This window comes from Viscerimonas tarda (assembly GCF_054601255.1).
This window is the reverse complement of the sequence record NZ_BAAHWV010000012.1, coordinates 80,809-100,753: the sequence shown is the minus strand read 5'-3', so window position 1 is coordinate 100,753 and position 19,945 is coordinate 80,809. Positions and strand designations below refer to the sequence as shown.

18 protein-coding genes are annotated in these 19,945 nt (G+C 44.1%); 11 read left to right on the top strand and 7 right to left on the bottom strand.

The genetic code is table 11. The features are described from left to right. Positions 1-245: 245 nt before the first annotated feature. The 3 genes from ACYPWY_RS07365 to ACYPWY_RS07355 form a co-directional block, all read right to left on the bottom strand. On the bottom strand, positions 246-833 hold the full coding sequence (locus ACYPWY_RS07365; protein ID WP_459684795.1) for a porin family protein: 588 nt from the start codon (positions 831-833) through the stop codon (positions 246-248). Between the two features lie 189 nt (positions 834-1,022). Beyond that, positions 1,023-1,559 carry a hypothetical protein gene (locus tag ACYPWY_RS07360; protein ID WP_459684794.1) on the bottom strand — a complete coding sequence of 179 codons (537 nt, stop codon included), beginning with the start codon at positions 1,557-1,559 and terminating at the stop codon, positions 1,023-1,025. 21 nt (positions 1,560-1,580) lie between these two features. Beyond that, positions 1,581-2,513: a hypothetical protein gene (locus tag ACYPWY_RS07355; protein ID WP_459684793.1), complete on the bottom strand. Its 933-nt coding sequence runs from the start codon at positions 2,511-2,513 to the stop codon at positions 1,581-1,583. 184 nt (positions 2,514-2,697) lie between these two features. On the opposite strand from ACYPWY_RS07355, the gene ACYPWY_RS07350 reads away from it, so the two are divergent. Continuing rightward, positions 2,698-3,885, top strand: a complete 1,188-nt coding sequence (locus ACYPWY_RS07350; protein WP_459684792.1) for an XkdF-like putative serine protease domain-containing protein — start codon at positions 2,698-2,700, stop codon at positions 3,883-3,885. A 239-nt stretch (positions 3,886-4,124) separates the two neighbouring features. Here the strand turns inward: ACYPWY_RS07350 and ACYPWY_RS07345 are convergent, their stop codons facing one another. Continuing rightward, entirely contained in the window at positions 4,125-5,093 is a 969-nt protein-coding gene (locus ACYPWY_RS07345; protein WP_459684791.1) for a leucine-rich repeat domain-containing protein, read from the bottom strand. 264 nt (positions 5,094-5,357) lie between these two features. Here ACYPWY_RS07345 and ACYPWY_RS07340 point away from each other — a divergent pair, with 264 nt between their 5' ends. The 3 genes from ACYPWY_RS07340 to ACYPWY_RS07330 all read left to right on the top strand — a co-directional run bounded on the left by ACYPWY_RS07340 (position 5,358) and on the right by ACYPWY_RS07330 (position 10,726). After that, entirely contained in the window at positions 5,358-5,888 is a 531-nt protein-coding gene (locus tag ACYPWY_RS07340; protein ID WP_459684790.1) for an NUDIX hydrolase, read from the top strand. A 63-nt stretch (positions 5,889-5,951) separates the two neighbouring features. Next, the gene (locus ACYPWY_RS07335; RefSeq protein WP_459684789.1) at positions 5,952-8,939 is read left to right on the top strand and encodes a tetratricopeptide repeat protein; all 2,988 of its coding nucleotides are present in this window, start codon (positions 5,952-5,954) and stop codon (positions 8,937-8,939) included. A gap of 56 nt (positions 8,940-8,995) precedes the next feature. Further along, positions 8,996-10,726: a TonB-dependent receptor gene (locus tag ACYPWY_RS07330; RefSeq protein ID WP_459684788.1), complete on the top strand. Its 1,731-nt coding sequence runs from the start codon at positions 8,996-8,998 to the stop codon at positions 10,724-10,726. Positions 10,727-10,728: 2 nt separating this feature from the next. On the opposite strand, the gene ACYPWY_RS07325 is transcribed toward ACYPWY_RS07330, so the two are convergent. Together ACYPWY_RS07325 and rbr are read right to left on the bottom strand one after the other, a co-directional pair. Then, the gene (locus ACYPWY_RS07325; protein ID WP_459684787.1) at positions 10,729-11,676 is read right to left on the bottom strand and encodes a hydrogen peroxide-inducible genes activator; all 948 of its coding nucleotides are present in this window, start codon (positions 11,674-11,676) and stop codon (positions 10,729-10,731) included. Between the two features lie 279 nt (positions 11,677-11,955). Next, on the bottom strand, positions 11,956-12,534 hold the full coding sequence (gene rbr / locus ACYPWY_RS07320; RefSeq protein WP_459684786.1) for a rubrerythrin: 579 nt from the start codon (positions 12,532-12,534) through the stop codon (positions 11,956-11,958). Positions 12,535-12,778: 244 nt separating this feature from the next. Here rbr and ACYPWY_RS07315 point away from each other — a divergent pair, with 244 nt between their 5' ends. The 3 genes from ACYPWY_RS07315 (at position 12,779) to ACYPWY_RS07305 (ending at position 15,439) form a co-directional block, all read left to right on the top strand. After that, positions 12,779-14,464: a SulP family inorganic anion transporter gene (locus tag ACYPWY_RS07315; RefSeq protein WP_459684785.1), complete on the top strand. Its 1,686-nt coding sequence runs from the start codon at positions 12,779-12,781 to the stop codon at positions 14,462-14,464. A 229-nt stretch (positions 14,465-14,693) separates the two neighbouring features. Beyond that, on the top strand, positions 14,694-14,846 hold the full coding sequence (gene rpmH / locus ACYPWY_RS07310; protein WP_459684784.1) for a 50S ribosomal protein L34: 153 nt from the start codon (positions 14,694-14,696) through the stop codon (positions 14,844-14,846). Between the two features lie 101 nt (positions 14,847-14,947). Next, positions 14,948-15,439 carry a CvpA family protein gene (locus ACYPWY_RS07305; protein WP_459684783.1) on the top strand — a complete coding sequence of 164 codons (492 nt, stop codon included), beginning with the start codon at positions 14,948-14,950 and terminating at the stop codon, positions 15,437-15,439. A gap of 9 nt (positions 15,440-15,448) precedes the next feature. On the opposite strand, the gene ACYPWY_RS07300 is transcribed toward ACYPWY_RS07305, so the two are convergent. After that, entirely contained in the window at positions 15,449-15,736 is a 288-nt protein-coding gene (locus ACYPWY_RS07300) for a GNAT family N-acetyltransferase (protein WP_459684782.1), read from the bottom strand. 194 nt (positions 15,737-15,930) lie between these two features. Here ACYPWY_RS07300 and trmB point away from each other — a divergent pair, with 194 nt between their 5' ends. From trmB to purB, 4 genes are all read left to right on the top strand, one after another. Then, the gene (gene trmB / locus ACYPWY_RS07295) at positions 15,931-16,722 is read left to right on the top strand and encodes a tRNA (guanosine(46)-N7)-methyltransferase TrmB (RefSeq protein WP_459684781.1); all 792 of its coding nucleotides are present in this window, start codon (positions 15,931-15,933) and stop codon (positions 16,720-16,722) included. After that, on the top strand, positions 16,719-17,828 hold the full coding sequence (locus ACYPWY_RS07290; RefSeq protein ID WP_459684780.1) for an Mrp/NBP35 family ATP-binding protein: 1,110 nt from the start codon (positions 16,719-16,721) through the stop codon (positions 17,826-17,828). The genes trmB and ACYPWY_RS07290 overlap by 4 nt, the downstream gene beginning before the upstream one ends. A gap of 31 nt (positions 17,829-17,859) precedes the next feature. Continuing rightward, the gene (locus ACYPWY_RS07285; protein ID WP_459684779.1) at positions 17,860-18,465 is read left to right on the top strand and encodes a ribonuclease HII; all 606 of its coding nucleotides are present in this window, start codon (positions 17,860-17,862) and stop codon (positions 18,463-18,465) included. Positions 18,466-18,595: 130 nt separating this feature from the next. Continuing rightward, the gene (purB, locus tag ACYPWY_RS07280) at positions 18,596-19,939 is read left to right on the top strand and encodes an adenylosuccinate lyase (protein WP_459684778.1); all 1,344 of its coding nucleotides are present in this window, start codon (positions 18,596-18,598) and stop codon (positions 19,937-19,939) included. Positions 19,940-19,945 lie beyond the last annotated feature (6 nt).

The window sequence follows — 19,945 nt, the reverse complement described above, 5'->3', positions numbered from 1 at the left end:
GTGCATTGCACGACGCAATTGTAGGGGCGTATGGCATACGCCCGATACACGCATTGTCGAAACGCGCAAATGTTTCATCATTGCATGTATTTTGATTGTCGTGTGCTGGGCGTATGCCATACGCCCCTACGGTGGCAACCGATGAATTGCACCCTATTTGTCATTGCAGGCCCCGACCCGCAATGACAGGCACAGAAAAAGGGCGAATCATGATTCGCCCTCAATATTTTTCATCTATTTTTCGTTTAGAAAAGCGCTGCTGCTCCTACTCTCCATGTTCTGTCTTTAAAGCCTACACCGCTGATGCCTTCTTTGTAACTGTCGGTTAATCCGAGTTGATAGCCGCCTCTTACTTGCAATTTGCCAAACAATTCAACGCCCAAGCCAAAGTTGAGCCCTGCGCCGAAAGATTTTGTTTTCCACTGATCTAGCAGCGCTGATGCATCACTCGGCGACTTTCCTGAAACTTTGAAAGTAGCATAAGGGCCCGCATCAATAAACGGGGTAGCCAATTTGCCTATTATTGGCAACCCTAATTTGTATTTCAAACTGACAGGCACCTCAATATAATCTGTTTTTTTCTCGCTACCAGTAGTTCCCTTAAACCCTTTCTGGGAATACAGAACGCTGGCATCCACGCCAAGACCGATTATTGGTATTGTTGCTTCGATGGTTGGGCCAACATAGAAACCGGTTACACTTTTCAGCGCTTCATCTCCGTCTCCCGAAAGGCTGGACAGGTTTGCTCCGGCTCTTATTCCGTACTTCAACTGAGCTTGTGTACCAAGAACTATAAAACTAACAAATGCGAATGTGAACAACAGTTTTTTCATAATGATAATTGTTTATGTTATAAGAAAATTTATTCAATTTTCAAATATAGCTCATATTTCCTAATTTAAAAGGAATATCGGAAGAAAAAATTGAAGTTTCCGAATTGTTTGTTTTTGTTATTCAATTTTTTAATAAAAAAACCGGCAAGAATTTCTCCTTGCCGGTTTATAATTACTCAATCCGTGCTATCAATCTTCAACCGTAACCTCTTCGGCTGCAATGGAAGCGATTACCGATTCGTCTTTCAGCAATTTTCCTATTTCCGTTTCGGTTCCGGCCAGTACGGTTGTCCAGCCGTTTGCATCGGCATCGGCGGCTCCCGAGGCGTAGTTGAACGAGGTGGCCGATAAGCCGTTGTTGCGTCCGAGTACCACTACCCTCCCCGATTTATCGACAACTACTGCCGTAAACTTGCCAAGGCTCAAGGCATCGCCCTGATTCAACAGCTGGTAATTGTATTCGCTCAGCGTGAAGTTGACGGTGTGAGTGCGGTATTTTCCACCGTTGCCGTTCACCGCCAACTCATCCGACCACGAAGCGGAGCCCTCTACGAAGTCGATTTTGTAGGCCTCGTCCTCGTTTGCCAAGGTAATTGTTTCGATGGCGCCGTCCTCAAACTGGTAAGCGTTTGCGCTATTGTAATTGAAGAGGTATAAGGCTTTAACGCCTGCCACCGAGTATTGGCAATTCTCTTTCGTAATATTTGCTTGCAATTTGCATCCCATAGTTATTCTTTCTTTTAATTTTTAGTTATAAAATACCACTTCGTCCTCGAACGGAATGACAAAACCCAGGCGAAGACGTCCGTCTATAAACACTTTGTTGTCGTTAGGAGCCGGGAACTGTCCTATCCTGATTTCTTCGGTATCGCTCAACAAATCGGTTGCCAGCAAAAAGTTTGTCATGTCGGCGGCAATCATCGTTTTGTTACCCAAGCCTTTCACCGGAACAATTTCAACGCCCAGGTAACGAAGCGTATCATCCTGAAATGTTAAAGCGCTCGATACAACCTGATTGCTGACAGAGGCCAAGGCCATGCGCAGACGCTGCAATGTGGCGTAGGCTACATAAATTTTTAAGCTGTCGTTCTCCAATCCCTTGGCCAGAACCTTCTCGGGAATAGCGGCATATACCTTTTCGAGTTCGGCCAGCACATTCGCTTTTGTGAGTGTTACGCCCGTAATTTTCACCGCCGATGTGCTACCGGTCAGCACCTTAACAGCCCCATCAAAATCGGTTTCCTCTTCCGAACTGTCGCCGTTAAAAATCTTTGCCTCAATCTCGCTGCTCAACTCTGTCGCCAGCATCGCCATTGTCGCTTCTTCCAGCGATTCGGGCAAGGCCCTGTTTTTTGCGCCGGGTTTCAGCATAATATTGATGCGCTTGTTTTCCAAATCATCAATACACTGTTCGAGGTTGATTTTGTAGGTTTTAATCTCCACCTCTTTTTCGCTCAACTTAAAAATCTGGTCGGGAGTCCATGCACAATTGCGCCCATCGGCCTGAAGCAGGGAATCCTCAAAATTAATCAGGTTAAGCGCCGTGCTTTCCTTTACACCCGTGATAACGTCTATTTTACCACTTTCGATCAACCGTCCGCCAAACAAGGCTTTCGTAAACCAATCCATATTGCTGCTAGGTTGGTAACTCAACGGAGAAATGTCATACATATTTGCCATACTCTTTTTTGTTTAAAAAATTAATTAACGCTATTGTTTGTTTCCTGATAGATAAAAAAGTTTCAGGTTCAAGGTTTCAGGTTCCAAGTTCAATGTAGAGACGTAGCACGCCACGTCTCTACATTGAACTTGGAACTTTGAACCTGAAACTTTGAACTTTTTATCTATCGGAAAAAACCAGCTTATGAACTTACCTGTATTTGATTGTCTTATAAATGAGAATGTGAACGACGAAAGCGGCATATACGCCATTTCGTTTGTAGATGCACCGGCCAACGAAGTTGAATTTATCACTTTATCGGCGCAACAAGCAAAAGAAGAATTTCTTTGTCGCGACACACAAAAGCAAATCCTGACCGGGGTTGTACTTCGTCCCGGACAGTTGATTTATCGCCGCGACGAACGTTTAGGCGAATATTATATCCGTTTTTCGGAGGTTGAAATCGAAAAAATCGCCCGCAAAATGATGAAGACAGGCATCGCCCTGCACAACACCACACATCAACATCAGGAAGTGTTGACCGGAAATTACCTGTCGGAATTGTGGATTGTTGAAGAACCCGGGAACGACAAATCCCGCGCCCTCGGATTCGACCCGCAACCCAAAGGCACCCTGATGTGCAGCTATAAGATTGACGATAAGGACTATTGGAACACGCAGGTGATGGCAGGACACGTCAAAGGGTTTTCGCTTGAGGGATTCTTTTTTCAGCAGGCGGTTAAAGAAGGAATCATGAATTCATCCATAATAAATCAAACTAAAAACGAACAAATGAACAAAGAACAGAACAAAAAGAACGAGAGCCTCTGGTCGAAACTTACCCGCTTTTTTCTCGACATCGAAACGGTTGGCAAATCGGACGCAACGGGTAGCGGAACGGCTTATGTAATATTTGTGTTGGCCGATGGAAAAGAAGCGCTGATAGATGCCGACGGCTTCGCAACAATCGACGGCGAACAGTTACCGGCCGGAGAACATCTGCTAGCCGATGGAAATATTCTGGTGGTGGACGGCGAAGGCCAATTTACAGAAACGAAGGAAGGCGCACAGCAAGCAACTACAACAGACCAAGCCGTAGCCCCTCAAACATTATCGGAAGAAGCCGAAACAATTCCTGCGGATAGCCCAAGCGAAAGCGACCCCGCCAAATACCTGAAAGCCAAGATAGCCGAACTGGAAAATAAATTGGCCGAACTAGCCGGAATAGCTCAGGAAGCCAACGCCGAAGTGCAAAAACTACGCAAAACCACCCCCAGCGTCCTACCGGCAACAGCCTCGGGAAACCGTGATTTTTCGGAACTGAAACGCCACGAACAAATGGCTTGCGCTTTGCGCTCGGCAGTAAAAAGTTCAAAGGCTCAGGTTTTGTAGATTAGCTGTTTTATAAGAACGCTAATTACGCAGATTATTAATTTATAATCTGCGTTTTTTTTGTATATGTAGGGGGCTGTCTCAAAAGTCTGTCATCCCGTGCTTGACACGGGATCTCCTAACAAACATCAGCTGAATGTCAGGAGATTGCGGGTCGGATCCCGCAATTGGAGCGGAGCGTAAATCGGCCTGAGCCAATGACAACCTCAGAAAAATACTTATGACACAGCCCCTACTAGTTACGGTATTATTTTCTTCACCGTTGTTTTGCCCGATTGGTGCAATTCTTTTACAATATAAACAGCGCCTTGTTGCGGTTGCGATATTGTTTTGCCTTGCAAATCGTAGTATTGCGTAGAGAGGATGAGGTCGTCGGCTGAAATGGGGTCTATGCCGGTAACATCATCTACAATCTTAAATTCTTTCCAAACATCGGCAGATTGATAGGCTTCTTTGGCGCCCGATGGCACATGCAAAACAGTAGGAGAATAAGAAAGGTCAAAAGCGGGACTAACACAAGTTGGAGGAGTAGTATTCTGTACATAAATATCTGTCAGTTTACTGCAATAATAAAATGCTTGGCTTCCAATACTTTCTACGCTATTGGGAATAGTAATAGAAATCAAACCTCCGCAATAGGAGAAAGCCCAATCTTCAATGCTTGTTACACTATTGGGGATAATGACTGACGTTAACTTACGACAATACCCAAACGCGCCACGCGCAATAGTTTTTACACTGTTGGGAATAATATAATCTCCTAATTTACCTTCAGGATAATTTATCAATGTCTCTTTTGCCTTATCAAATAAAACGCCGTCTTCATCTGTATAAACTGAATTTTCTTTCGCTACGGATGTAGAAGTCAACCCACTACAATATGGAAAAGCAGCGGTTGAAATACTGGTTACGCTGCGGCTAACACTAACTGACGTTAAGTTGCTACAATCTACAAACGCCCACACTCCAATACTGGTTACACCATCCTGTATATCCACGTTAGTAATAGATGAGCGAAAGCTAAAAAACCAAGGTGCATGAGAATTATCAGAATAATCCGTCATTGCTCCCGTGCCGCTAATGGTCAGAGTTCCGGTAGTACTGTCAAACGTCCATGTCAGGTTTTCGCCACAAGTACCACTTTGTGCACAAGCGATTGTTGTCGCCAAGAAACACACAACCGCAGAAAGTAGTTTTTTGAATTTCATAATTATAAATATTAATTTACAAATTTAATGATTCTAAAGAACATGTTTGCTAGTAATTTGGTTAATTATGAGGAAAACGCATGAAAATTTTATATACTCTCTGTTACGCCGAAGGCGTTAAAGCTATGATTTGCAACTACACTCCGTGAAATTTTCTCCGTATTCCTCCGTGGCAAAAAGCTTTCTGCTCTAATGCTTTCCTATTCTAATTGGTTTTTCAAATAAAAACCGTATTTTTGCCTTTCTTATAAGTTACGTAAAGGTATGCATCCATTATCACAGTTCAATTACTGTCCGAAATGCGGAGATAACCGTTTTTTAGAGCACAATTTCAAGTCTAAAAAATGCGAAGGCTGTGGCTTCATCTACTATTTTAACTCATGTGGGGCGACAGTCGCGCTTATCCTCAATTCCGACAACGAATTGCTGGTGGCCACACGGGCGCACGAACCGGCAAAAGGAACGCTAGACCTTCCGGGAGGATTTATCGACATGGACGAAACAGCTGAGGAAGCCGTAGCACGCGAGGTAAAAGAAGAAACCGGACTGACCGTTACAGGAATCAACTACCTGTTTTCGCTGCCCAATATATATGTGTATTCGGGCTTTGAGGTACATACCATCGACCTGTTTTTCCGCTGCGAGGTAAGCGATATTTCGTCGTTGAAAGCCGAGGATGATGTTGCCAAGCTGGAATTTATCCGCTTGCAGGACTTGGAGTCCGAACGATTTGGATTACACTCGGTGAGAGATGGGCTGAGAAAGATATTATTGTCAAACCATATCCTGGCATAAAGACGTGGCACGCCACGTCTCTACAATATTGATAAACAAATAAAAAAACAAACCATATCCGACATGAAGAAAATTCTTTTAATAGTGGGAATAACTGTAGGAATACAGTTTGCGTATGCACAGCAACCGGTTAAGGATGAACTTCCCGATAGGTATTTTAATGAAGGAAAAGAGCTGTTTTTCGAGAAAAACTACACAGGAGCCATACACTCCCTGAGCGAGTTCTTAAAACGTTCGACCAATCCTCAGCTAGCCGTCGAAGCTGATTACATGATTGTGAGCTCGTTGTTTTTCAACGGAAACAAAGAAGCCGAAATCGGGATGAAAGACTTCCTTGATGCCCATCCCGAAACCTATCACCGCAATCAGTTGTGCTTTTATATCGGCAGTTGCCACTTCGACAAAAAAGAATGGCAAAAAGCGCTTTATTGGTTCAACCAATCCGATATTGATTATTTAAGCGCCTCCGACCAGGAAGATTACAGTTTCCGCTACGCCTATTCCAGCCTGCAAAAAGGCGACAGGGGCAAGGCCAAGCAACAATTTGGCTTGCTGACTCGCAACAGCCGTAAATATACCGAACCGGCAACCTACTACCTGGCCTACATTGATTTCGGAGAGGGGAATTACGATAAATCTATCGCCGTTTTCGAGAAGTTCAGGAACAAACCCGCATACAAGGAAGAGGCCACGTTCTTCATCACCCAAGGTTATTTCATCCAAAACGAGCTTGATAAAACAGTTTCGGAAGGCGAAAGCTACCTGAGGCTCTATCCTGACAGCAAGAATACCAAAGAAATATACCGCTTATTGGGAAATAGTTACAACCGTTTATACAACACCAACCAATCTATCCAGAATTACGAAAAATACCTCAGCCTCGAGGATAAACCTTTGCGGGAAGACATGTACCTGCTGGGGACATCGTACTACCAAACCGGCAAGTATCAGCAGGCAGTAGATGCCCTGAAAAAAGCCGCATCGGCAGACGACAAACTGGGACAAGTCGCCAACATGCAACTGGGACAAGCCTACCTGAAATTGAAGGACAACAACAGCGCATTGATGGCTTTTGAAGCCGCCTCACGCGCCAAATTCGACCCTGAAACCGGCGAAGCTGCTCTTTACAATTACGCCCTGTTGGTCCACCAAACGGCGCTTTCGGTATTCGACCAGTCGGTAACCGTTTTTCAGCGTTTTCTGAAAGAATATCCGCAATCGAAGTATGCGAATCAGGTGAACGAGATACTGGCCTCCACACTTCTTTCTACCAAAAATAACACCGCAGCGTTGAATGCCATCAACGAAATTAAATCGCCCGGAAGGCAGATTTTGCAGGCCAAGCAAATCATCTATTTCAGGTTGGGAACCGAGAACTTTGTAAATAACAACTACGTCGTAGCCGAACAAAACTTTAACGCCTGTATCGGCATGGGCGATTACGACCCGAAAGTGAGAAACGAATCGTATTTCTGGAAAGGCGAAATTGCTTACCGGAACAACAATTACCAAGTGGCTGCCAATGACTACCAAACCTATCTGAGCAATGCCACTCCCTCGGATGTAAATTATGCCCTGGCCTATTACAACTTGGCCTATTCTTATTTTCAGACAAAACAATATGCCAATTCATTGCCCAATTTCCAGCGCTATGTTTCGTTGGAAAGAGACCGCAGCAAACCCAATTATCCCGATGCATTGAACCGCATTGGCGATTGCTACCTGTATAACCGCAATTTTAGCGAGGCCGAAAAGTACTATGCACAAGCCGTATCGGCCAACCCGTCAGCATCCGATTATGCCGAGTTTCAAAAAGCATTTGTATTGGGATTGCAACGGAATTATACCGGAAAAATCGCCGCCTTGGACAATCTGATGCGGAAATACCCCGATTCATCCTACTACGATGATGCCCTTTTTGAAAAAAGCCGGGCGCTGGTGATGCTGAGCCGCGATAAGGATGCCATCAATGTGCTGGAGAAGCTGGTGCATGAAAATCCGCAATCGCCGCTAAATCCGCAGGCCGGGGTTCAGTTGGGACAATTGTACTTTAATACCAACAATCATCAGAAGTCGATAGAAGCCTACAAGCGTGTTATCGGCGCCTATCCCAACTCGGAAGAGGCGCGTATATCCGTTAAAAGCCTCGAGAGCGTGTATAAGGACATGAACGACATTAATTCGTACGCCTCGTATGTCAACTCGCTGGGGATGGGGACTATCGTTTCATCGGCGAGACAGGATTCACTCTCTTACCTCGCCGCCGAAAACGTGTATATGAAAGGACAGAAAAGCAATGCCAAAGCAGCCATGAGCAATTACCTGAAATCGAATCCGAAAGGAATATTCTGGAGCGATGCACATTACTTTCTCGGCTACATGGCCTTTGAAGACAAAGATATGGACACGGCGTTGAATGAATTTAGCGAAGTAGTTAAATCCAACAACCGCAAATACCTGGACGATGCACTGATTTATATTTCGGGAATACAATTCGACAAAAAGAACTACGAAGAGGCTTATGCCGCCTACGAAAAGCTGGACAATGCTACAACAATTGCCAATAATAAAAATACCGCACAACTGGGTATGCTTCGCACAGCCTCGCAACTGAACAAGGACAAAGAAGTGATAGACGCTGCCTCGGCCTTGTTGAAGAGCGAAAAAACATCGCCCGACATTATTACGGAAGCCACCTATTTCAGAGCAAAATCGCTTATGAATACCAAGCAAACAGACGCTGCCGTGAAAGATTATCAAAGCTTGGCGGCTGACACCCGCAATGTTTTTGGAGCAGAAGCGCAATACCTGCTGGCCGAAACCTATTTCAAGTGGAAATCGTACGATAAAGCCATCAAACAGGTGCAGGACTTTATGAAACAAGGTACGCCTCACCAATATTGGATGGCCAAAGCACTGGTGGTTCTATCCGATTGTTATGCGGCAGAAGGCGACAGCTTCAAGGCAAAACAATACATCGAAAGCCTGAAAGCAAATTATAAAGGCTACGAACAGGATATTCAGGACGCCATTAACGAACGGATTAAATAAAAACAGGTAGGGGCAGACCCAGGTGTCTGCCCAAAGAACAACAAAAAAGCAAAACAATGACAAAAGCATATAAACAAATCATATTCAGCCTATTATTCATCGCTTCCTCCACCGCTGCAAATGCGCAGAACAAGGCGGAAAATGATTCGACATTGAACAGGCAGGTACTGCTCGAACGGGATTTTAATCCCACATTGCAAGACGCATTCAAGATAAACACCTTGCCTGCCATACACGAGCCTGTTGTTAAACAAGTAAACGCCCAGTTTGAAGAACGCCAGCCGACGCTCAACTTCAGCAATTTCCCTATCGGGGATACAGGCTCGGGCGATATAAAAACGGGAATAGACTTCAATAAAAAAAGAGGCTACCTGTCTGTTGGAGCCGGAACCCGTGCGCTCATAGACGGAAAAGCCGGATACCGGATACTGGATTCAACAACCGACAAACTCGACATTCTGGCGCGCTACAATTCCATCAATGGCAAAGTAAACTACACCGAGCAGAATGACGGACTGAAAGATGCCAAGGTAAAATACGACAATCTGCTGATTGCTACCGAATTTCAACATGCATTTTCGGCCTCAACCTGGTCTCTGAATGGCGGATATGAAAATACGGGCTTCAATTATTACGGAAAACCATCATCGGCCTATCTTTCGGGTTCTGTTATCGACATGAATAAAAAACAATTATTAAGTGTCGTTCAACTCGGAACAGGCCTCAAATCAAAAGACAATAATTTATTCAGGTACAATATTTCGCTGAAATACGATTATTTCACAACAAAATATAATCCTTATTCATACACAGATAAAGGAATATCGGGGAATATTATCAATGCAGCCCTTCAATTGGAGGCTCCTTTCAGAGGAGATAAATTGATAGGCGTCCGCTTTGGCCTATTAAACCAAAGTTTCAAAAAACCCGATTTTGTAGCAGACAAGGTTTCGTTCCATAGCCTTACCAAATTTAGTGTAACTCCACATTTGGATATAGACGGCGGAAATTACTTATTATCGTTGGGACTAGCCAGCAATTATGCCGCCGATAGCAAAAATAAATTTCTGGTAGCGCCCGACCTCGGGTTTTCGTGGCAATTTGTAGATAAAACCTCTTTTTATGCCGACATCACAGGCAAAATAAACGAAAACACTTACCTGCAAACAATGCAAGAAAACAGGTATTTTAATCAGGGCAGTAAAGTCCACTACTCGCGTACGCCTTTCGATGGCACAGCGGGATTCAGGTCGGGAGTAATTGAAGGATTCGAGTTCGATCTGTCCGGCGGTTATAAACAGACAATTGATGAACACCTGTATATTAACGATATAGACGGATTGCTGCCCGAATATGTGAATCTGGGTACAGGACATTTCAGCGGATTGATAAAAACCAGCTTGATACCAAATACCGATTTGTCGGCAAAACTGACCGGTTATTTCTACAAGGTGGACGGTGATGACTTCGACGGAGGTCCGCGCACGTTCGGCGCATGGAACTTGCCTAAGATGACATTTGACTTGAGCGCTTACATCAAACCTGCCGATGCCTTAAACTTTTCGATAAGTTACAAACTTGCAACAGGCAGGGAAGCCCTTGACGACAACACTATTCGCAAAATGAAGAGCATAAACGAGCTAAACCTCGGCGGAGCATACAAGATTACAGATTGGCTATCAATCAATGCCAAAGTAAATAATATATTGAATCAACGATACGACATCTGGTATGGTTATACACATCTCGGATTCAATGCCATGGCCGGAATAAGTTTGGTATTTTAAAATTATAAATCAACAACGTGCTCTTTAAGTCCGGTATCCAAGAATGATTTGGGCACCGCTTTTTGGGTTTCGCTGATAATGATTTTCAGCACACGTTCCCGCAGAAAATCTTTTCGTGTTACAAGGCTTATTTCTCTGACCGGTGTGATGCCCTTGAATGGTCTTACATTTTTTTGTTGAGCTTCGGTCAAGCCCTCGATGGCCATTTCGGGAATAATAGTCAGACCGCTATTTTTATCGACGATATTAATGAGTGTATTAATGCTTCCCGCCTCGTAGGTGAACAGGTTATGGGTGGTTTTTTCTCTGCGTTTTCTCAAATTACAGATTCTCAATATCTGGCTGCGGAAGCAGTGTACTTCTTCGAGCAACCACAAACTACTGATGTCTATATCGTCTTCTTCAATTTCCTTTTTCGCATACAGCGATGTTTCCTTAGGCGATATGTAGGCATAGAATTTTTCGTAATAAACAGGATGTTCCTGAATTTTCTCATTCTTTAGCGGGGTAGCCAAAATAGCGCCATCCAGCGTTCCGTTAAACAGTTTCCCGATAATCTGTTCTGTTGTTGTTTCTTCGATGGCCAGTTCAATATCGTATCCGTTTATGTCGTGCTGCAACATGAGTTTGGGCAATAGATAAGGCGCAATTGTCGGGATAATTCCCAAGCGGAACACCCCTTGTACAATGCCTTTCTCTTCCTGTATAATTTCTTTGACTTGTTTTACCTGCGAAACGATGAGCCTCGCCTGATTGATTATCAAGACACCTATGGGCGTAGGTTGCACCGGCAACTGGCTTCTGTCGAAGATTTTTATATTCAGTTCATCCTCAAGTTTCTGTATCATCATGCTCAGGGTTGGTTGCGTAACAAAAGATGCTTCGGCTGCCTTTGCAAAATGACGATAATTATCCACCGCTATAATGTATTCTAATTGCTGTATATTCATGTTTTTTGTTACGAGTTACGAGTTACAAGTACGGGGCATGAGTTATGGGTTACGAGTTACAGAATGGCTCACCAGCAAAACTCTGTATTTAGTCCCGCAGGGGACTGCACTTTATTAACCGTATGCTTTAGCTTACGGACAGGCTGCGATATGCGACCCTAGTCCCGCAGGGACGACACTTGTATTGTTGCGTACCTGTGGCGCTTGCCTGTTTGCATTTAGAACACAAGGGCGAAAGATGTTTCGCCCCTATATTCGTAATTCGTAATTTCTACTTGATTAAAAATTCCATTTTTTGGGTTCAAAATAGGCTTGCGGGTGCAAACATGCCGGACATGTTTTGGGCGCGCTTTTGCCATTGAATACAAATCCGCAATTACGGCATTGCCAGTCGATAGCCTCGTCCCTCGAGAATACTGTTTCTTTCTGAACCCTGTCGAGTAAAGCTTTGTAGCGTTCTTCGTGCATTGCTTCCACTTTGGCAATCATGCGATACATAACGGCTATTTCTTTAAAGCCTTCGTCTTCGGCAATATCTGCAAATGCAGGATAATCAAGCGACCATTCTTCATGCTCACCGGCAGCGGCGGCAGCCAGATTTTCGGCGGTAGTACCTATTACTCCGGCAGGATAACTTGCTGTGATTTCCACCATTCCGCCTTCGAGGAACTTAAACATACGTTTCGCATGTTCTTTTTCCTGATCTGCCGTTTCGAGGAAGATAGCGGAGATTTGTTCGTAACCTTCTTTTTTTGCCGTACTGGCAAAATAAGTATAACGCATCCGGGCTTGCGATTCACCGGCAAACGATGTTAATAGACTTTTTTCTGTTTTTGTACCTTTTACACTTTTATCCATAACAGTATAAGTTTTTAGTTAGATTAATTTGAAACAAAAATAATAAATTCCAGTTCTTTTTCGCTATAAAATCAAATCATTTCATACCTTTGTCGCCTTAAAAAAGCATAAGATATAGCTCAACTTAGTGAATTTAAGTAGAATCTATCCAAACAATACGAATTCTATATTGAGCAGAGCAATATAATTAAACGCATTGCATACGGATTTTGTTTTAGTTTAAGTATATTATTTTCAAAAAAAGATGAAAGTTAATATTTTCGACGGGTTTACCCCTCAGCTTTTCGTTTCACTAAAGACCTACAATAAAGAAAAATTCTTTTCCGACCTGATGGCCGGTGTAATTGTTGGTATAGTTGCTTTACCTCTCGCCATTGCCTTCGGCATAGCATCGGGAGTCAGCCCCGAACAAGGCTTATACACAGCTATTATGGCCGGATTTCTCATTTCTTTCTTTGGTGGAAATACCGTGCAGATTGGCGGGCCTACGGGCGCATTCATCGTTATTGTTTACGGCATCATTCAGCAGTATGGCATTCAGGGGCTTGCCATAGCCACCTTTATGGCGGGATTAATGCTGGTACTGATGGGTGTTTTGAGGCTTGGTTCGGTCATCAAGTTCATACCCTACCCCATCATTGTAGGCTTTACCAGTGGCATCGCCCTGACCATATTCTCGACACAAATGAAAGACCTGTTCGGCCTCAGCATCGACAAAGTACCCTCCGACTTCATCGCCAAATGGGGCGTGTATGCCGAGCATATTCATACCATCGACTGGTGGACGCTGGGCGTTGGGCTTGTCAGCATTCTGATTATCGCAGGCTCGTCCCGCATCATAAAAAAAATACCCGGATCGCTTATTGCCATCGTAGTAGTAACCATCGGCGCTTTTCTGCTGAAACACTTTTTGCATGTGGACAGCATTGAAACAATCGGCGACCGGTTCAGCATAAACAGCCAGCTGCCCGATATGGAAGCGCTGCCGATTAACATTGAGACAATAAACGTACTTTTCCCGGCGGCCTTCACCATCGCCATTCTGGGAGCCATCGAATCGCTGCTATCGGCTAAAGTGGCCGACGGTGTAACGGGAGCGCGTACCAACTCAAATATGGAACTCATTGCCCAAGGTATTGCCAACATTATAGCGCCATTTTTTAAAGGTATTCCGGCAACAGGCGCCATTGCCCGCACTATGACCAACATCAACAACGGCGGTCGTACACCCGTAGCAGGAATCATTCATGCCATCGTTTTGCTGTTGATTTTACTGTTTTTGGGAGACCTGACCAAGCATATCCCCATGGCTTGCCTGGCCGGAGTGCTGATTATTGTATCATACAATATGAGCGAATGGCGCACATTCAAAGGCTTGCTGAAAGGGCCAAAATCGGATATTGCCGTGCTGATTACCACATTTGGACTGACTGTTATCTTCGACCTGACTATTGCCATAGAAATAGGCTTGTTGCTGGCCGTATTCCTGTTTATGAAACGCATTATGGACAATACGCAGGTATCCGTTATCAAGGACGAGCTGAACCTTTCGGACGATATGGAAGCGCCTGTGCAGGAAGAAAAACTAAGCCTGAAAAAAGGCATCGAAGTATATGAAATAGATGGGCCATTCTTCTTTGGGATAGCCAACAAATTTGATGAAAGTATGCGCCAGATAGGCGAAAAGTCGGAAGTCAGAATCATACGGATGCGAAAAGTTCCCTTTATGGATTCGACCGGGTTGCAGAACCTGAAAAACCTGTGTATGAAATCGAAAAAAGAGAATATTCACGTTATTCTGTCGGGCGTAAGACCCAACGTGAGGGAAATGCTACGGAAAACAGGCTTCCCCCAACTGATAGGCGAGGAAAACATCTGCGACAATATTAATATAGCTGTGGAACGGGCTAACCGGTTTGTGGATAAATAAAATCCAAAAACATATTTGCTTTTAATACCAGGGCAAAGGCATGAAAAGAAAGTCCGTAAGGCTAAGGCTTATACTCTACAAGCATTTTCATGCGTTTGCCCTAACATCAACATAGTTAATGGGAATATCTCAAAATTATCTTCACAATATATTTGCTTTTTTGAAATAAACTACATACTTTTGCAACCCGATTACGACAAAAAATAATAATGAAATAATATAAGTAGCGATGAAAAGGACATTTCAACCATCAAACAGAAAGAGAAAAAACAAGCACGGTTTTCGCTCAAGAATGGCTACAGCCAATGGCCGTAGAGTACTTGCTTCACGCAGAGCGAAAGGAAGAAAAAAACTTTCTGTTTCTGACGAATACCCAAAATAAGCTTAGCTTAAAAGATATTTTGCTTGTGCAAGCTATAAAGTAAGGATTTGAAAATAATTCTTACTTTTGTTGTTTATAAAAATACCGTATATCTCAGTCCAATGCAATCAGAATGGTTCGACATAGTAATATTGACCATTGTAGTACTCTCTGCTATAAGGGGTTACATATCGGGACTTATTATGCAGCTTGCCTCATTAATAGGTTTGGTGTGTTGCGCATTCTTTGCCGGACAAGTAGCGGGTATTATTAATCCGTACATCAACAGCTCGGTTTATGCGCTAAGACCGCTCTCCTACTTTCTCGCTTTCGTTATTATAATGATTGCTTTTTTCATCATCGGAAAAGCGCTGGAGAGTTTCCTGAAAGCCCTCAAGATAAACACCTTGAACAGGTTATCCGGCGCCATCTTCGCCACAGTAAAATGGCTCTTCCTGGCCAGCATTCTACTGAATCTACTGGTCGAATTCGACCAGCGCCAGCAACTGATTAAGAGCAATGTGAGAGAAAATTCACACTCCTATCCTTATGTAAAAGCCATTGCACCGGCTGTTATTCCTTTCTTACAAAACAGCCCCCTAAATCCCCCGTAGGGGGACTTTTTAATTAAGCCTCCCCTGCGGGGAGGTTGGAGGGGCTTGCCGCAACATATAGGCCCTTGTATAAGAACAAACAGGGATTATTTTCAGCGAATTTTCGCGGGCATATTCCAGCATGTAGTTGGTCATGGCGGCGGCTATTCCTCTTCCTTCCAGTGTGGGCGGGACTTCGGTGTGGGTGATAGTCAACACGTTTTCGGCAACCTGGATGTAGCTTATTTCACAAAGCAGGCCGTCTATCACCAGTTCAAACCGACTTTTTTCACTATTGTGCGTTACATTATATTCCATAATTTGTAATTTTATTGTTCAATGCCTCTTGACACGGATTACACGGAAATAACGGATAAACACGAATTTTATTTTTCGATATGCATATAATTCTCAGATATATATAGATTTTTTGATACAAGCTCGCTCTTCAAAATAATACCGGATAAATCTTTTCATTATCTTTGCTGTTGCAAAAAAACAAAATTTGTGCGATGGGAAAAAACAAATTGAAGAAATTCGCTTCCATGAACGAATATCCGCATGTTTTTCAGTATCCTTTTTCTGTTTTACAGGAAAAAGGCTTCGATATGAAAGGCAAATGGGGGCAGGCGTTTTTCGGGAATGACAATCCGATTGTTCTGGAACTCGGTTGCGGAAAAGGCGAATATGCAGTGGGGCTTGCACAGCTTTATCCCGATAAAAATTTTATCGGAGTCGATATAAAGGGAGCGCGAATGTGGACAGGCGCCAAAGAATCTTTCGACAAAGGCCTGAAAAATGTGGCTTTTCTAAGGACGCACATCGAGCTTATTGAGCAGTTCTTTGGCAAAGGCGAAGTTTCGGAAATCTGGATAACTTTTCCCGACCCGCAGATGAATAAGCTGAACCGGCGGATGACCTCCACACATTTCATGCAGCTTTACGGAAAAATTCTGAAATCCGGCGGCATTATTCACCTGAAAACCGATAGCAATTTCATGTTTGTATATACGCAGGAAATGCTGAAAGAAAACCGCTTGCCGGTCCTGTTCCAATCCGATGACCTGTACCATTCGGGCTATGTGGACGAGATGCTTAAAATCCGCACTTTTTACGAACAACAATGGCTTGCCCGCGGGCTGAACATCAAATACATCAAATTCGAGTATCAGCATCTGGAACAATGGGTGGAACCGGACATCGAAATAGAACAGGATTCGTACCGCAGTTTCGGGCGGGATAATTTTCAGACGGTGTTAAAGCAAATGCAAGAACAACAAAAACAAACGCAAGAAAAGCAATGAATTTATATCCAAAATTAATAACCGACGCGTTGCGTAATGTCCGCTACCCGGGAACAGGAAAAGACATTGTTGAAATGGGAATAGTAAATGACGATATACGCATCGAGGGCCTGAAAGTTTCTTTTTCGATGACTTTTGAAAAGCCCAACGACCCATTCATCAAATCGGTGGTAAAAGCAGCCGAAACAGCCATCCTGACCTACGTGGACAAAGATGTGCTGATAAAAAATAACATTGAGGTGAAGACAAAACAAGTCGTCAAACCCGCTGCTGCTCAGGAACTATTGCCCGGCGTAAAGAATATCATTGCCGTTACCTCGGGAAAAGGCGGCGTTGGAAAAAGTACCGTTGCCGCTAACCTGGCTGTTGCTTTGGCAAAGAAAGGCTACAAAGTAGGGCTGTTGGACGCCGATGTATTCGGCCCATCGCTACCCAAAATGTTCGACGAAGAAGATGCCCGCCCGCTGCTGGAAGCTGTTGATGGCCGGGAGTTGATTCTTCCTGTGGAAAAGTACGGCGTAAAAATGTTGTCCATCGGCTTTTTTGTCAACAAAGACAATGCGATAGTCTGGCGCGGAGCAATGGCCGGCAACGCCCTGAAGCAACTGATTAGCGATGCCAGCTGGGGAGAACTGGATTATTTCCTGATTGATTTTCCGCCGGGCACAAGCGATATTCACCTCACCCTTGTTCAAACGCTGGCCATAACGGGCGCCGTCGTTATCAGCACGCCTCAGCAGGTGGCTTTGGCCGATGCCCGCAAAGGGATTGACATGTTTACCAACGAAAAAGTAAATGTCCCGATTCTTGGCCTGATAGAAAATATGGCTTGGTTCACACCCGCCGAATTGCCCGAAAATAAATACTATATCTTTGGAAAAGACGGCGCGAAAAATCTGGCCACAGCAATAGGGGTTGCCCTCCTCGGACAAATACCGATAGTACAAAGCATTTGCGAGGGAGGAGATAGCGGTCGGCCCGTTGCCCTGAACGACAACACCATCACCGGCGCAGCATTTGAATTACTGGCCGACAATGTGATTGAAGCCATAGATAAACGCAACAAAGAACTTGACCCGACCAAACGAGTGGAAACTAAAAAATAAACAATTAGCATAATCAACTAATTGAAGCGCCATGTTAGAATTATCCCTTTATCCCGATTTAATTGAGGCCGGTTGCGATGAAGCCGGACGGGGTTGTTTGTCGGGTCCTGTTTTTGCGGCGGCGGTTATTCTTCCGCACGATTTCCGAAGCGAAGAGCTGAACGACTCGAAACAGTTGTCGGAAAAGATGCGCTATAAATTACGCCCTTACATCGAAGAAAACGCGCTGGCCTGGGCTGTCGGAATTGTAACGCATGAGGAGATTGATAAAATAAATATACTGAACGCCTCTATTCTGGCTATGCAACGTGCCGTAGCCTCATTGAAAATCAGACCGCAACATTTGCTTATAGATGGCAACCGCTTCAAAAAATACGAGGATATTCCGCATACCTGCGTGGTGAAAGGCGATGGCAAACTGATGCCCATAGCAGCCGCCTCGGTGCTGGCAAAGACCTATCGGGACGACTACATGGACGCTCTTCACCTCGAATATCCACAGTACGACTGGAACAAAAACAAAGGGTATCCAACCTTGAAGCACCGTAAAGCCATCGAGCAATTCGGCATTACCCCCTATCACCGGAGAAGTTTTAATTTAACAAACCGCCAATTGGAATTAAATTTGCAGTTTTAATTTGCTTATTTTATTGATTTTATCACTACCTTTGCGCTCAGGTTATCCATTTCAATGAGATATTGACAAAGTAAGTATAAACTAAGTAGAGAAATACAAATATAGCACACAGCTTCTTTTCGTAAAGTATATGGAATTAAACACTTTAACAGCTATTTCGCCCATTGATGGGCGTTACCGTAATAAAACAGTTCAACTTGCAGGTTATTTCTCCGAATTCGCGCTTATTAAATACAGGCTAAAGGTTGAAATTGAATATTTCATTGCCTTGTGCGAATTGCCACTTCCCCAGTTGAGCGCTGTCGATAAAAGCCTGTTTCCTGAATTGAGGAGCATTGTCGCCGATTTTTCCGAAGAGGATGCCTTGCGTATAAAAAACATCGAAAACGTTACAAACCACGATGTTAAAGCAGTAGAGTATTTCATAAAAGAAAAATTCGATGCCTTGCATTTGGAACAATATAAAGAATTTATCCATTTCGGATTAACTTCACAGGATATAAATAACACCTCCATTCCGCTTTCGTTAAAGGAGGCCTTGGATGAGGTTTTTTACCCCGAACTGGAAGCGTTGATCTCGAATTTACGGGCGAAAGCCGATGAGTGGAAAGACATATCCATGCTGGCGCGCACCCACGGGCAACCGGCCTCCCCTACCCGCCTGGGTAAAGAAATAATGGTCTTTGTCAGCCGCCTGGAAAAGCAATTTGAAGTGTTGCAATCTATTCCGAAAACGGCCAAGTTTGGCGGTGCGACCGGAAATTTTAACGCCCACCAAGTAGCCTATCCGCAAATAGACTGGAAAGCATTCGGAAACAAGTTCATCGCCGAAAAACTGGGACTGGTCAGGGAACAATGGACGACTCAAATCTCCAATTACGATACGCTGGCAGCTTTGTTTGATGCCATGAAGCGCATCAACACCATACAGATAGACCTGTGTCGCGACATCTGGCAATACATCTCGATGGAATACTTCAAACAGAAAATCAAAGAAGGGGAAATAGGCTCGTCGGCCATGCCGCATAAAGTCAATCCCATTGATTTTGAAAATGCCGAAGGAAACCTGGGCATTGCCAACGCCATATTGGAGCATCTTTCGGGAAAACTCCCCATATCGCGCCTGCAACGCGACCTGACCGACTCCACCGTTTTAAGAAACATTGGCGTGCCGGTAGGTCATATTCTTATCGCCCTGCAAAGCGCCTTGAAAGGACTGAACAAACTCATCCTGAACGAAAAAGCCCTGCAAGAAGACCTGGATAATTCGTGGGCGGTAGTGGCAGAGGGAATACAAACCATTTTGAGGCGTGAAGGCTATCCGAAACCATACGAAGCCTTGAAAGGCTTAACAAGAACAAACGAGGCTATTACCGAAAAATCAATAGCGAATTTCATTGAAACTTTGGACGTAAGCGCCTCGGTAAAAGAAGAATTAAAGAAAATCACCCCTCAAACATATACGGGGATTTAAAGCAAA